Annotated in this window: 13 protein-coding genes and 1 tRNA gene; 4 read left to right on the top strand and 10 right to left on the bottom strand. The window is 47.8% G+C overall.

Features of this window, described 5'->3' with window-relative positions; genetic code table 11:
• The first annotated feature begins 211 nt into the window (after positions 1–211).
• A complete protein-coding gene (locus JCM23214_RS08170) occupies positions 212–961 on the top strand; it encodes a substrate-binding periplasmic protein (RefSeq protein ID WP_025898526.1) in 750 nt (249 codons plus the stop codon).
• A 91-nt stretch (positions 962–1,052) separates the two neighbouring features.
• Here JCM23214_RS08170 and JCM23214_RS08165 read toward each other — a convergent pair whose 3' ends face one another.
• A complete protein-coding gene (locus JCM23214_RS08165; RefSeq protein WP_025898525.1) occupies positions 1,053–1,313 on the bottom strand; it encodes a hypothetical protein in 261 nt (86 codons plus the stop codon).
• A gap of 236 nt (positions 1,314–1,549) precedes the next feature.
• Here JCM23214_RS08165 and JCM23214_RS08160 point away from each other — a divergent pair, with 236 nt between their 5' ends.
• On the top strand, positions 1,550–1,888 hold the full coding sequence (locus tag JCM23214_RS08160; protein WP_025898524.1) for a PilZ domain-containing protein: 339 nt from the start codon (positions 1,550–1,552) through the stop codon (positions 1,886–1,888).
• Positions 1,889–1,899: 11 nt separating this feature from the next.
• On the opposite strand, the gene JCM23214_RS08155 is transcribed toward JCM23214_RS08160, so the two are convergent.
• Entirely contained in the window at positions 1,900–2,154 is a 255-nt protein-coding gene (locus JCM23214_RS08155; RefSeq protein WP_025898523.1) for a hypothetical protein, read from the bottom strand.
• Between the two features lie 188 nt (positions 2,155–2,342).
• On the opposite strand from JCM23214_RS08155, the gene JCM23214_RS08150 reads away from it, so the two are divergent.
• A complete protein-coding gene (locus JCM23214_RS08150; RefSeq protein WP_159104319.1) occupies positions 2,343–3,575 on the top strand; it encodes a pentapeptide repeat-containing protein in 1,233 nt (410 codons plus the stop codon).
• Here the strand turns inward: JCM23214_RS08150 and JCM23214_RS08145 are convergent, their stop codons facing one another.
• The 7 genes from JCM23214_RS08145 to JCM23214_RS08115 all read right to left on the bottom strand — a co-directional run bounded on the left by JCM23214_RS08145 (position 3,576) and on the right by JCM23214_RS08115 (position 10,940).
• Positions 3,576–3,878, bottom strand: coding sequence for a hypothetical protein (locus JCM23214_RS08145; protein ID WP_025898521.1), 303 nt, complete (start codon positions 3,876–3,878; stop codon positions 3,576–3,578). It abuts the gene before it with no gap.
• A 142-nt stretch (positions 3,879–4,020) separates the two neighbouring features.
• Positions 4,021–4,095, bottom strand: a tRNA-Glu gene (locus JCM23214_RS08140).
• 117 nt (positions 4,096–4,212) lie between these two features.
• Positions 4,213–5,997, bottom strand: a complete 1,785-nt coding sequence (gene recJ / locus JCM23214_RS08135; protein WP_025898520.1) for a single-stranded-DNA-specific exonuclease RecJ — start codon at positions 5,995–5,997, stop codon at positions 4,213–4,215.
• 14 nt (positions 5,998–6,011) lie between these two features.
• Positions 6,012–6,968 carry a class II fructose-bisphosphatase gene (gene glpX, locus JCM23214_RS08130; protein ID WP_025898519.1) on the bottom strand — a complete coding sequence of 319 codons (957 nt, stop codon included), beginning with the start codon at positions 6,966–6,968 and terminating at the stop codon, positions 6,012–6,014.
• 42 nt (positions 6,969–7,010) lie between these two features.
• Complete coding sequence (locus JCM23214_RS08125) at positions 7,011–8,291, bottom strand: homoserine dehydrogenase (RefSeq protein WP_025898518.1); 1,281 nt, start codon at positions 8,289–8,291, stop codon at positions 7,011–7,013.
• Position 8,292: 1 nt separating this feature from the next.
• Positions 8,293–9,513: an LL-diaminopimelate aminotransferase gene (locus JCM23214_RS08120; protein WP_025898517.1), complete on the bottom strand. Its 1,221-nt coding sequence runs from the start codon at positions 9,511–9,513 to the stop codon at positions 8,293–8,295.
• 101 nt (positions 9,514–9,614) lie between these two features.
• A complete protein-coding gene (locus JCM23214_RS08115) occupies positions 9,615–10,940 on the bottom strand; it encodes an OmpA family protein (protein WP_025898516.1) in 1,326 nt (441 codons plus the stop codon).
• Between the two features lie 88 nt (positions 10,941–11,028).
• Between JCM23214_RS08115 and JCM23214_RS19730 the strand changes: the two genes are divergently transcribed.
• Positions 11,029–12,795, top strand: a complete 1,767-nt coding sequence (locus tag JCM23214_RS19730) for a PHA/PHB synthase family protein (protein WP_199899431.1) — start codon at positions 11,029–11,031, stop codon at positions 12,793–12,795.
• 62 nt (positions 12,796–12,857) lie between these two features.
• Here JCM23214_RS19730 and JCM23214_RS08105 read toward each other — a convergent pair whose 3' ends face one another.
• Positions 12,858–13,379 (bottom strand): gamma carbonic anhydrase family protein, encoded by a 522-nt coding sequence (locus JCM23214_RS08105; protein ID WP_025898515.1) that lies wholly within the window; start codon positions 13,377–13,379, stop codon positions 12,858–12,860.
• Between the last annotated feature and the right edge of the window lie 11 nt (positions 13,380–13,390).

Genomic DNA, 13,390 nt, shown 5'->3' with positions numbered 1-13,390 from the left:
ACACTATAAGGCACAGATTTCACTAGAGAGATCTATATGGAGTGCTGATGCAACCACTTTAGCCCAGCGGTTCGCAGTGTTACCTGATCGATAAATCCCAATACCAGTTCTCTCAAATGTTCGAAAAATTGAAATATTGACTAACACTGTGCGCGCGTTACTTTAGTGATGCGTCATGTTTGTTTGTGCAACAAGTGAGCTTAGGTTCAGAATGGTATCTTGGGTTGGTTGCATCTGCTGGATTTTCGGTCTGGGCTTAACAGTCATTTTCACATTCACGAGCAATAGTTTCGCCCAACTGCGACTAGCGACCGGGGAATACCCTCCCTACAGCTCCAGACAGCATCCCGTTGGCGGCATCACAACCGAGCTTGTCAAACGCGTCTTCGAGGAAATGAATGAGCCGGTTGTGATCGATTATCTTCCGTGGAAGCGGGGGTACTCCATGGCTCTGCGAGGAGAATATATCGCGACATTTCCATATATGAAGACGGAAGAGCGCAACCGCGATTTTCTGTACAGCTCCCCTATTGTGGTGTGGGAGAGCCACATTTACGCTCCCGTAAACTCACCAATTCAATTTCAGAACTGGAATGATCTGGTCGGTTACACCCAATGCCTTCCACTTGGCAATGCGGGTCATCCACGCCTCGATCGAATGTATCGAAAAGGGAAAATTATGCGGGTATTTCCTGTCAATTGCTGGAAAATGCTTCTACGTGGGCGCGCGGATTTCATGATTGAAGACAAGGAAGTCGCCACCTCTCAGCTATTGAATACGCTGGGCGACAAGAAAGACCAGATTACCATTTTAGGAGAAAGTATCAGCTTCGATCTTGGACATATGATTTTTTCCAAAAATCATCCCAGAGCAGAAGAGTTACTGAAAAAATTCAATGCGGCCCTGGAAACACTTATCAGAAATGGCCACGTCAGAAACTATAAACTCTACCATCGATGACTTGCCGCCAGTGGTGAGAGCGGACGCTGGCCACAAAAAAAGGCAGGTCCAGTTGGCCTGCCCCAACGGAATTTCAAATTTACAGGATCAATTACCCTTTGCGAGCACGCTTTCCCAGATCTTCCAGAAAATCGGTCATTTCCCCCAACTCGGCTGTCAAAGATTTCATCTCTTTCGCTTTGGCAAGAAAACTGTCCGTGTTCTTTTCCGATACCGTATCAGAGAGCATTGCGAGAGCAGCGATATTGGCGACATTGGCCCGATCAGCGACAGTTTTACGATTAACTCGCGACTTGCTGGAGAAATCTGTTTTGAAATCACTGACCAGTGATTTGAGTTCGACCTGCTGCATTCTGTATCCTCTTACTCTTAAGGAAATGGCCTTCAAAAAGACCAGCACTTAAGGAAATTTAACGGGATAGCGTAAACAAATCCTTAAAGCGGATATTAGCAAAAATTTTCAATAAATTCAAAATAAACCGCGTTTTGACAATATGTTCTTAACTATTTTCTCCCAAAGTCACAGCACTTAATTGGGTATGGGTACTGGAAGCACGCTTGATTTCAAAAATTTAATCGGGGGATTTAATGACGAGTGAAGCAGTAGAAAACAGACGGGAACATAAAAGGGTTATCATTTCTGCTCCCGCAGTTGTGCAAACTGGTGACGATCAGTTTAAAGGAAAAATTCTGAATATTTCAGCCGGTGGTGCTGGCATCAGCATGGATGTTCAGCTCAAAGATGACACGCGGCTAACCGTAAATATCGAAGATCTGGGGATGATCCCGGCCCGCGTTGTGCGCAAATTGCAAAACGGCGTCGCAGTAAAATTTGAAATTTCCGAAGAAAAAGAAGAGCGCTTCATTGAGCAAATCACAGAGATTGTTGAATTGAAACGTCGTGAGGAAGCCAAAAAACTGGCATAGCTTCTGCTGTGTCAGCCACCCTGCCTACCAGCAAACAATATCTGCCGGGCATCCTTGTAGAACTCTTCCGCCAAGAGCATTTCCGACCTAAGATCGGATAACGACTTTTCCCTGTCAGCGTCGCTTAAGTGAGCCGCTGCATCCATACCGCCAAGCTTTTCAATTCCAGCTTCCGCTGCCAACGAAAACCCTTTGGCCAGATAAGCTGATTTGCGATCTTCAATCCATAGCAGTAAAGCGTCAACCTGTTCCTGCGTAATATTCATTATTACCACCCTGTAAAATTTATCTCATCCGACTGTAACAATCATAAAGGAAACGAGTTATTAACCTTGGGGCCTTAATACAGAAAATTATAGCCAAATTGTGGTTTTTTAACTAATTTTAGCTGTGTAAAAGTCTAGGTCCAAAAGGGAAACAAATGCCAACCATTACTCCACAAGAGATAATAATAATGTTGGAGCAACACAAAAAATGGCTGCGTAACCCCAAGGAAGGACGACAAGCAGTCTTCAAGCAGGTCGATCTCTCTGGTGCCAATCTTGAAGGTGCCAAGCTTCAGAAATCAGTATTCTCAGGGTGCAATCTGTCGCGCGCTATATTGCGGGGTGCCAACCTCATACAAGCGGACCTGTTTGCTGTTGATTTCACCAAAGCGGACCTGACTAACGCCCTCCTCATTCGAGCCGACTTACGCGGGGCGGAACTGCGCGGCGCGCGCTTGAATGGTGCCAACCTACAAGAAGCAGATTTTCGGGGTGGATCAATGATTCTGGCTGGCGGCAAAACCGTCACATTTGGATCATCCAACCTTTCCGGCTCAGACATGGAAGATGTCATCGCTGAAAAAGCCAACCTGACAGGAGCAAATCTTTCAGGAGCATTTCTATCCAACGCAAATTTGGCCTATTCTCAGCTCAATGGCGCAGATTTGTCTGAAAGTGAAATGGATAACGCCATGCTTGCAGGGGCCAATATGGAAAACTGCAATCTGAGCAACTCCAACCTTAAAGGCGCTGATCTTACCGGTTCAAACCTGAGCGGTGCGACGATCGACGGTGCGGACCTCAAAGGTGCGTCGTTGCAGGGAGCCAATCTGGAAGGTGTGAATTTGAGCGACGATCAGGCCAAATCCATGCCGACAGAAAAAACGAGGGAATCCACACCGCTGCCGCCAAGTCTCAAAACTATTCTGGAAAAGCACTTCAAATGGGTTGCCTCAAATGGATCTGCGGGGGAACGTGCAGATCTGCATGAAATGGACCTGTCGAACATGGACTTAAGTGACTGTGCGCTCAGTGGCGCCAATATGCGCGGATGCAATTTGACCAAAACCAATATGCGCGGGGCTCAAATGGTCATGACGGATCTTTCCAATTGCACCCTAGTCGGAGTTGATATGTCCTATTCCGTCATGGAAGGCGTCAACCTCACGCGTTCCAACCTTACTGATGCAAATTTAAAATGCGCGATGATTACAGCTGTTGATTTGAAGGGTCCGGATGGGAAACCCATGGGCAAAAAATGGCCTGCCAATCTTGCAGCAGCCCGTTTTACGAACGCAAATCTGTCAGAAGCTGATATGACTGAGGCGAACCTGATGGATGCAGACTTCACAGGCGCAAATCTGGAAGGCGCTGTGATGACCAATGCAATTATTGAGGACGCCAAATTTGATCAGAAATGATCAATAGATTTTGCGATCATTCTGCCCGCGTTCACATTCATAAATATGCACGAAATACCCGGCCATGGGATTTCGTGTTAGATACTCCTGTAAATAATCACGGCAGGCAATACTGGCATCCCGAATAAAATACTGCCAGGCAGGCTCCATCTGGACGGTGTGAGTGTCTTTATGTGGAATACTGATTGAGCCGCCCCATTCCACGTTAAAACCAGACAGATAATTTTCCGCATAATGACGAAAGACGGACGCTTCATCTATTTTCACACCTGATTTATTTTCAAAACACAGCCTTAAATCCATCAATAGCCTCCTGCAGCTAACACAACGCAAACATTATATCACCTATATGGGAAAGGCACCGTCGCTTTTCAAAATAGGAAGAAAACCGGCCACAAAAAAAGCGTCCCTAGGGACGCTTTCTTGTGCAACCCCAGAAGAAGGGTGGCATCCCCTAGGAGAATTGAACTCCTGTTTCCAGAATGAAAATCTGGCGTCCTAACCACTAGACGAAGGGGACACACTGTGTTGCTGGAGGCAGTTTCTAATGATATTTGCCGAGCCGATCAAGTAAAAAATTCAACATTTTTAATTTTTTTTTGAGTTGGTCGGGCAAGTGCGCATTTTGCCTTATTTATCAACTTAATCTAATCGCATCCTCAATCAATATCTGCGCCGAAGTTTGTCCTCTCCAAGTGTTTTTTCGAAGATGCCCTGCTATATGAAAGCTGGCGCCCTGATGCTCCAAGAGACTAACACCAAGTGGCGTATCCAAACTTCTAAAGCTTATCCCCGTCAAACGCCCCTTACCCGAAGCGCCTGTTAATATAACTCGAACGTGATTTTCGCCAACGATTGAGGACTGTACGATCCTAACATTATTTAACACGAATCTGGGTTCAGGATTACCCGCACCGAAAGGCCCGGCCTGCTCCATCTGTTCAATCAACTCAACAGTTGCACCCTCAACAGACAAGGCGCCATCAACACCTAAAGAAGCGTTTTTAATTGCCGCTCGAACATCAGCACTCAAACGGCTATTCAAAAATTCTGAAAACTCTGTAACTTTATCGGACTGAATTGTCAGTCCAGCAGCCATGGCATGTCCTCCTCCGGCCACTATAAGGCCTTTATGACGAGCGACACCGATTGCTGCCCCCAGGTCCACACCGACTACAGATCTACCGGAACCCTTACCCTCTGCTCCGTCAAGGCCAATCACGATAGCGGGTCGTTGAAAGGCATCCTTCAAACGGCTGGCAACGATTCCAATAACACCCGGATGCCAACCCTCACCAGCAACGACGAGAACAGCTTCGTCGCCTTGCAAACGAGACTCAGCAAGTTGCAGCGCCTCATCCGTCACCCGCTGCTCAATCTCTTTACGCTCAGTATTGTTCTGATCGAGAAATCTGGCCAATTGAACACATTCATCGAAATTGGTGCTTGCCAATAGACGGGCCCCATATTCAGGTTTACCAACGCGCCCCCCGGCATTTACACGCGGCCCCAAAATATATCCCAGATGATATGTTCCTGGTGTTTCATCTATTCCAGCGACATCAGCCAGAGCGACCAAGCCGGGATTACGTCGCTGCGACATGATTTTCAAACCTTGCGAGACGAAAGCTCTGTTAAGTCCCACAAGTGGCACAACATCACAAACCGTCCCTAGAGCCACTAAATCCAGCAGATGCATCAAATCAGGGGGAGACTTACTCCCATACCATCCGCTCTCCCTTAAAAAGCGATTGAGAGCAACCAATAATATGAAGCTCACCCCGACAGCTGCCAGATAGGCATACTCCTGAGTTTCATCATGGCGTTTAGGGTTAATGACCGCTACGGCTTCAGGTAATCTTGTTTCTGCCTGATGGTGATCAACCACAATCACTTCCAAGCCGATTTTACGAGCATGTTCCAACGGTTCGAAAGATACAATGCCGCAGTCAACTGTGATCACAAGATTAATCCCCTGTGAGCGCAACTTATCAAAGGCTTCTTTATTGGGACCGTAACCTTCTTTCATGCGATCGGGAATATAGACTGTCAGCGGAACCCCAATCAGGTCGAAAAACCGCTTTAGTAATCCCGACGATGTAGCTCCATCCACATCGTAATCACCAAAAACAGCGATTTTTTCGCCGCTGGTTATTGCATTAGCTATCCGTTCTGCGCCCGCATCCATGTCCTTAAACTGACTTGGATTAGGCAGCAGATCTCTCAAGGTGGGCTGCAGGTATCGCTCCGCATCGTCAATCCTCACCCCACGCCCAACCAAGACACGTCCAATGATCTCTGGCACGCCCAAGCGTTGAGACAATGCAAGGGCTGTGCGCTCATCACCGCTGCGAAGCCGCCAGCGTTTTTCCAGCAATGAGCTGCTAACACCCAAAAATGCTGTGCTATCACCGCCGGTCATCGGTTAATCCCGCCTTATGCGCGGTGATTTCCACGTATATAACGAACTGTGCTTGTATGCGACCGCATGACAACAGTTTCAGTATGAACACGATCCCTGATCTGTCGAACCCCACGCAGCATTGAACCATCTGTCACGCCGGTTGCAGCAAAAATTACGCTTCCCGCCGCCAGTTCTTCCAGATTATAGACCCTACTGAAATCTGTAACGCCCCACTTGATCGCACGGGCTTTCTCGTCTTCGTTTCTGAAGACCAAACGCCCCTGCATTTGTCCGCCGATGCAGCGCAGCGCAGCCGCCGCGAGAACACCTTCTGGTGCGCCGCCGGTTCCGACATACATATCAACGCCTGTATCAGGGTTAGCTGTTGCCATTACACCCGCCACATCACCATCGGATATCAGCTTGATACGGGCTCCGGTCTCTCTGATAGAGGCAATAATTTCTGCATGACGAGGGCGATCCAGAACACAGGCGATAGTCTGATTTACCGGCACCCCTTTGGCATCTGCCAACGCACGCATATTTTCTCCAGCTGATTTGTCCAGGTCAATTAAACCCTCTGGATAGCCACCACCGATTGCAATTTTTTCCATGTAGGTATCAGGTGCATGAAGAAAGTTCCCTGATTCTGCAAAAGCGATAACGGCCAACGCGTTCGGCCCCCCTTTGGCAGTTAGAGTTGTGCCTTCTAGCGGATCCAGTGCGATATCAATTTTAGGGCCATTTCCAGTACCGACTTTTTCACCGATATACAGCATAGGTGCTTCATCACGCTCACCTTCACCAATAACAATGGTTCCGTCGATATCAAGCTCGTTCAGGGCAGTCCGCATAGCGTCGACTGCGGCCTGATCTGCTGCTTTTTCATCACCCAGCCCAACCAGGTTACAAGCAGCTCTGGCTGCAGCCTCGGTTACGCGAACAATCTCCAGAGTTAATTTGCGATCCAGTTTGGAAATTTCAGACATTCTCTATCATCCAGTTGGAGGTGATAATCACCTCACTCATATTCAAAGTGTTGCAATACGGATCATACGCGGTTTATCTACGCTATGATCAAACTTTTCAATTACAGCGAGCGCTTTTTGCAACGCTGCTTCTTTAACTTCATGTGTGGTCAAAACCACTGAAACGGCTTCCTCTGGCGCTCGACCGCGCTGCAAAAGACTTTCAATCGAGATTTCTTCATCTCTGAAAGCGGCTGATACATCCGCAATAACTCCCGGCAAATCCAGAACAGTCAAACGCACATAATAACATCCGACATGCTCCTCGACAGGTACTTTCGGGATATCCTGTAACTGAGAGCATGGGATGCCAAATGTAGGGGTCCGCCGACCTGCAGCGATATCCACTATATCTGCAACCACCGCAGAGGCGGTCGGCCCTTCACCCGCGCCGCGCCCTTCATACACTGTGTTGTCAACAAAGTCACCCTCCGCGACAACGGCATTAAATACCCCTGATACATTCGCAATAGGCGTATCATGCCGCACCATGCACGGATGTACCCGCTGCTCAATACCATTTGCTGTTTTGCGAGCCACGCCCAACAATCGAATTCGATAACCGAATTCCTGAGCAAAAGCGATATCAAGGGCCCCGACTTCGCGAATGCCTTCGATATAGACACTGTTGAAATCGACGGGTGTCCCATAAGCCAAACTGGTTAGGATTGCGAGCTTATGCGCCGCATCAACACCATCAATGTCAAATCCGGGATCCGCTTCCGCGTAACCCAGTTCCTGAGCTTCTTTCAGGATTACGCCAAAGTCCCCGCCTGTTTCTTCCATTTCAGTCAGAATATAGTTACAGGTTCCGTTCAGAATTCCATAAACCCGGTTAATGGCATTTCCAGCAAGACCTTCACGCAATGCTTTTACAATCGGAATACCGCCAGCTACCGCCGCCTCGTAATTAAGTGAGACATTGTTGTTTTCAGCCAAGCTGGCCAATTCGGTCCCATGCATTGCCAGCAACGCTTTGTTCGCGGTAACAACCGATTTTCCTGCGCCAAGCGCTGCAACACAGAGGTCCTTCGCCACGCCTTCGCTGCCGCCAATCAGCTCAACTACCAACTCTACTTCGGGATCAGAAACCATATCTACGGCGTTATCATACCAAGTATAATCATCTATACTGATCCCCCGATCTTTGCTTCGAGATCTACCGGAGACTGCCGTAATTTCTATCCTTTGCCCTGAACGTGCTTTGAGCAATTCCGCATGCGCCTGCAGAATCTTGATAACACCAACACCAACTGTTCCAAGACCCGCGATACCAATCTTCATTTTAGTTACCACTCTTTTGTTCGTGATAGGATGCCAGATGACGGTCTGCTTCTGACAAGAACTTTTTAACATTGCGCGCAGCCTGCCGTATACGCTGCTCATTCTCGACCATGGCAATTCGGACGAACTTATCACCATGCTCCCCAAAGCCCAGCCCCGGTGCAACTGCGACCTTTGCTTCCTGAAGAAGCAATTTCGAAAACTCCAGACTGCCAAGTTCGGTAAATGGTGCCGGTATGGGTGCCCAAGCAAACATGGTCGCGCTGGGGGATGGAATCTCCCAGCCGGCCGCTGACATGCTGCTGATCATGACATCCCGGCGGGATTGATACAGCTTCCGTGCTGCATCAACGCAGTCTTGCGGCCCATTTAGCGCAGCCGTTGCGGCAACCTGAATAGGAGTGAAAGCACCGTAGTCCAGATAGGATTTGATACGTGTAAGCGCACCGACCAGCTCTTTGTTTCCAGTTGCAAACCCCATCCGCCATCCGGGCATTGAATAAGTTTTGGACAATGACGTAAATTCAACCGCCAAATCCTTTGCACCTTCCACCTGCAGGATGGATGGGGGCGGATTGTCATCAAAGTATATTTCCGCATATGCCAAATCTGACAGAATATACATTTGATGCTCACGCGCGAAAGCAACAACCCGACGGTAAAATTCAAGATCTACTGTCATAGCTGTAGGATTGGAAGGGAAGTTCAGAATCAAGCAGGTTGGCGTTGGGTAACAATGCGCCATACCTCGCTCCAGCGCTTCAAAAAAATCTATATGAGGCCCTACTTCGAAATGCCTGACCACTGCACCCGCAATGATAAACCCATAGGGATGAATTGGATAACTGGGGTTGGGAGAGAGAATAACATCACCCGGTGTGGTGATCGCCATTGCCAGGTTTGCAAGCCCCTCCTTGGAGCCTAATGTCGCAATAGTTTCAGTTTCGGGGTCAATATCCACACCAAATCTGCGCTTATAATAGGCGGCGTTGGCGCGACGTAATCCCGGAATTCCACGACTTGTGGAATATCTATGTGTGCGCCCATCACGGACGGTCTCGACAAGCTTTTCAACTATATGTGGCGGTGTCGGCTGATCGGGGTTCCCCATACCAAGGTCTATAATATCTTCTCCGGCCGCTCGTGCAGCTGCTTTCATACGGTTAACTTCTTCAAAGACGTATGGTGGCAGGCGCTTAATGCGGTGGAAATCAGAATTCATCGACCTTTTCTCTATTTTGTTAGGATGTTATGTAAAATCAGCCCTTAAGCGCCAAAACGCTTAAGGACTGATCCGCGAATTAGGTTTTAAACAAAGACTTTCTAATTGACGAGAAAGATTTCAGTTCTACGGTTCTTTGCCTCGTCACTTGGCATTGCCTCGCGAGTAACAGGCTCACTGTCGCTTTTGGATTCCACAATGATTTTTTGTGAAGGAACCCCAAGTTTTATCAAAGCCTGTACAACATTTGTCGAGCGTTGCTGAGACATTCTCAAGTTTACCATTTTATGGCGGTCCAATGGCAGCTCACGAGTACGACTGGAAGCATGACCAACAACCTTCACGGTTGCGCCAGATGCTGATTGAGCCTGTGCGATCTGACGCAGTTTGTTCATATCCCCTTGCCCAACACGTGCTGACCCTGTTTCAAAATACAACACAGCATCCGGCGTCCCATAGGAACCCGATGAAACTCCACTCACACCTGCTGCATTTCCAGTTGCGGATCCGTACCCCAGTGCCACAGGTTGGTTATAAGTATCCTGAATGATAGGCGCTACAGTTACTGCTGAATTGTTAAGCGGGGCCACAGGATAGGATTGGAATTGTGTGTTCGCAGGCAGTGTTGTAGTTGTCGCCGCAGACGCTGCCAATTGTTGTTGGAATACATCCTGAACCCCATTTCCACTGATTACCACAGTATTCGCTCCGGGAACCTGGCGCGCGTAAGCCTGCTCAGGTGTCGTCACAGGAGCTGCTTGAGGCATCAATTTAACGCCATTTGCCGTTTGTGGTGATACCGGTGCGGCCAAAGGCGTTGCGGCTACCGGTGCTGGTGGGACAGGAGTAATTTCCGGCCCTGTTGCGGTTTCTTCCGCCTCTGGTGCAGGAGGTGGAGCGACTGGTTTTGGCTTCGGCAAGGGTTGTATTGCTGTATCAGCCCGTAATTGCTGATCTGTATACTCCGCATTTTGCCGGTCAGCCCTCAACCCATTTTCAATTGTTTCAGCTTCTGCAATTGAAATCGTCTGGCCAGGAACAGGCGGTGTCTTGCCCAATTTAGGATACTCTCCACCTTCAGCATTTGCATCGGGTTGATTACTTTCAATAGGTCCAGTTGCTTCGTCATCTTCGAACCAGGTAACAGGATTAACCCAGTCTGGAGTGGAACAGCCAGTTACACTTAGTAGAGCCACCGCCATTGCAAGCCTTGAAGCTCTTTGTTTCGCACTTCCAAAATCTAGCTTCACAAGTTTATCCTTTGTTACAACCATATTCGCTGCACCCGTTTCAGTTACCGCAGTCCATCGTAATTGCGCCCTTAATAGCACAAAAGATGTCCGCTTGAATTCCCGTATTCTTACCAACTTAAAGCACATAGGGGGATTTTCCGCAATATATTCAACGTTATCACGACAAAATGTCATAATTATCTGTTTTTATGATGCCCTTGAAATTCCATCTGTTAAAGTAAACATAAATAAGAGAAACAGAAGAAAACAGACGAGGCACCTTATGTCAGACCGGAATCCGAATGTTTCTACACCCGCTTTTCCTGAAGACTCTCAGGAATTTGCAGACAATCTGGCTCGCTTGTCCCAAAAAAGCCTGGAGCTGGTCACAGAATTTTATGAGCAACAAAAATCTGCCGGACAGGTTGAGATCGACCCGCTGAACATCAGCGGAGCGTTTCTGGAGCTCACCCAAAAAATGCTCAGCGAGCCTGAAAAAATTATTCAAGCTCAAACCCAGCTATGGCAAGGTTACATGGAGCTGTGGCAAAACGCAGCACAGGCTGCAATGGGACAAGAAGTTAAACCGGTCATCGAGCCTGACAAAAGCGACAAGCGTTTTCGTTCAGAAGAATGGACCAAAAATCAGATATTTGATTATATCAAGCAGTCTTACCTTCTGACATCAAAAACCATTAATGACATGGTAGCAGAAGTCGACGGCCTGTCTGAAACCGACCACAAGAAAGTCGATTTTTATACACGCCAGATTACCGATGCAATGTCACCCAGCAACTTTTTCTGGTCTAACCCCGACGTTTTAAAACGCACATATGAAACCAAAGGAGAAAACCTGATCAAAGGCCTTGAGCACTTGCTGGAGGATCTTAAGAATGGAAGAGGGCAACTCAATCCCCGCATGGTTCCTGACGGCGTTTTTGAGGTTGGTAAAAATATTGCGGTAACGCCAGGTAAGGTCGTTTTTCAAAATGACTTGATGCAATTGATCCAATACACGCCGACCACAGAGGAAGTCTACAAACGTCCATTGCTTATCACGCCACCATGGATAAACAAATTTTATATTCTGGATCTGAAGCAGGAAAATTCCTTCATCAAATGGTGCGTAGATCAAGGCTATACCGTTTTCGTAATTTCTTGGGTCAACCCGGATGAACGGCACGCGGATAGAACATTTGAAAGTTATATGTCGGAAGGAATTCTGGCTGCACTTGATGCAATCGAGGCAACGATTGACGAGAAAGAAGTTACCGCGATTGGTTATTGCATCGGTGGCACTTTAATGTCCGCAACCCTCGCCTATCTTGCAGCTATTGGAGAGGACCGTATTAAGGCCTGCACTTTTTTCGCAGCGCAGACCGATTTTGAAGAAGCTGGTGATTTGCTCCTCTTTACGGACGAAGAGCAGGTGCAGATGATTGAGCGCAAAATGAAAGCTGCCGGTTTTCTTGAAGGAAAAAACATGGCGACAACTTTCAATATGTTGCGCTCCAATGACTTGATATGGTCTTTTGTAGTGAACAACTACCTGATGGGCAAAGACCCTTTCCCATTTGACCTTCTTTTCTGGAACTGTGATACCACGAATATGCCACCACAGATGCATAGCTTCTACTTAAGGAATATGTATCAGAAGAATCTTCTCAGTAAGCCCGGAGGATTAACCCTTGGCGGGCAACCAATTGACCTTTCTAAAGTTAAGACGCCGATCTTTGTTCAGGCCAGCCGAGAGGATCATATCGCCCCCTATAATTCAGTATTCAAGGCAACCAAGCTCATGAGCGGCCCGGCTGAATTCATGCTCGCAGGTTCAGGTCATATTGCAGGTGTCATGAACCATCCATCTGCTAACAAGTACCAATACTGGACAAACAATTCCCGCAAAAAATATGAAACAGCTGATGACTGGCTAAAGGACGCTGTGAACATCCGGGATCATGGTGGCCTCATTGGGACAAATGGCTGTCTAAAAAGTCAGGCAAGAAAGTCCCGGCCAGAGATCCCGAGAAAGGCAAGCTTAAGCCAATAGAAGATGCTCCTGGCTCCTATGTGCGTGTAAAAGCGAAACCAGGAAAAACTGGACCTTAAAGGCTATTTGCCTGATTTATAGATCTGGGCCAACTCAGCATAGTGTTTTGCACCGCTGGTCAGGTTTGCAACCTCTTCATCAGAGAGTTTACGGAGAAACTTCGCTGGTGAGCCTCCCCAGAGCTCACCCGTTGGCACGCGTTTGTTTGGTGTAAGTAACGCGCCCGCGGCAACCATTGCGCCACTTTCAACAACTGCACCGTCCAATACAGTAGCCCCCATACCGACGAAACTTTCATCTTCAAGTGTGCATCCATGTATAATGCAGTTATGCCCAACCAGAACGTCATCTCCAATAACCGCAGGATGCGTCCCGTTGGAAACATGGATAACGGTCCCATCCTGAATGTTGCTTCGTTTACCAATTCGAATGGAATTAACGTCACCCCGAACAACACAGTTAAACCAGATACTTGACCCTTCACCAATTTCTACATCGCCAATCACATCTGCTGAAGGGGCGACAAACACAGTATCATCAAATGAAGGTGTGACCCCTTTGAATGTGTGAATATTATTACTCATCTCATTTTCCT

Source organism: Sneathiella glossodoripedis JCM 23214 (assembly GCF_000616095.1).
GTDB classification, from domain to species: domain Bacteria; phylum Pseudomonadota; class Alphaproteobacteria; order Sneathiellales; family Sneathiellaceae; genus Sneathiella; species Sneathiella glossodoripedis.
Note: the sequence above shows the minus strand (reverse complement) of the source record. Positions and strands in the feature narration are given on the sequence as shown.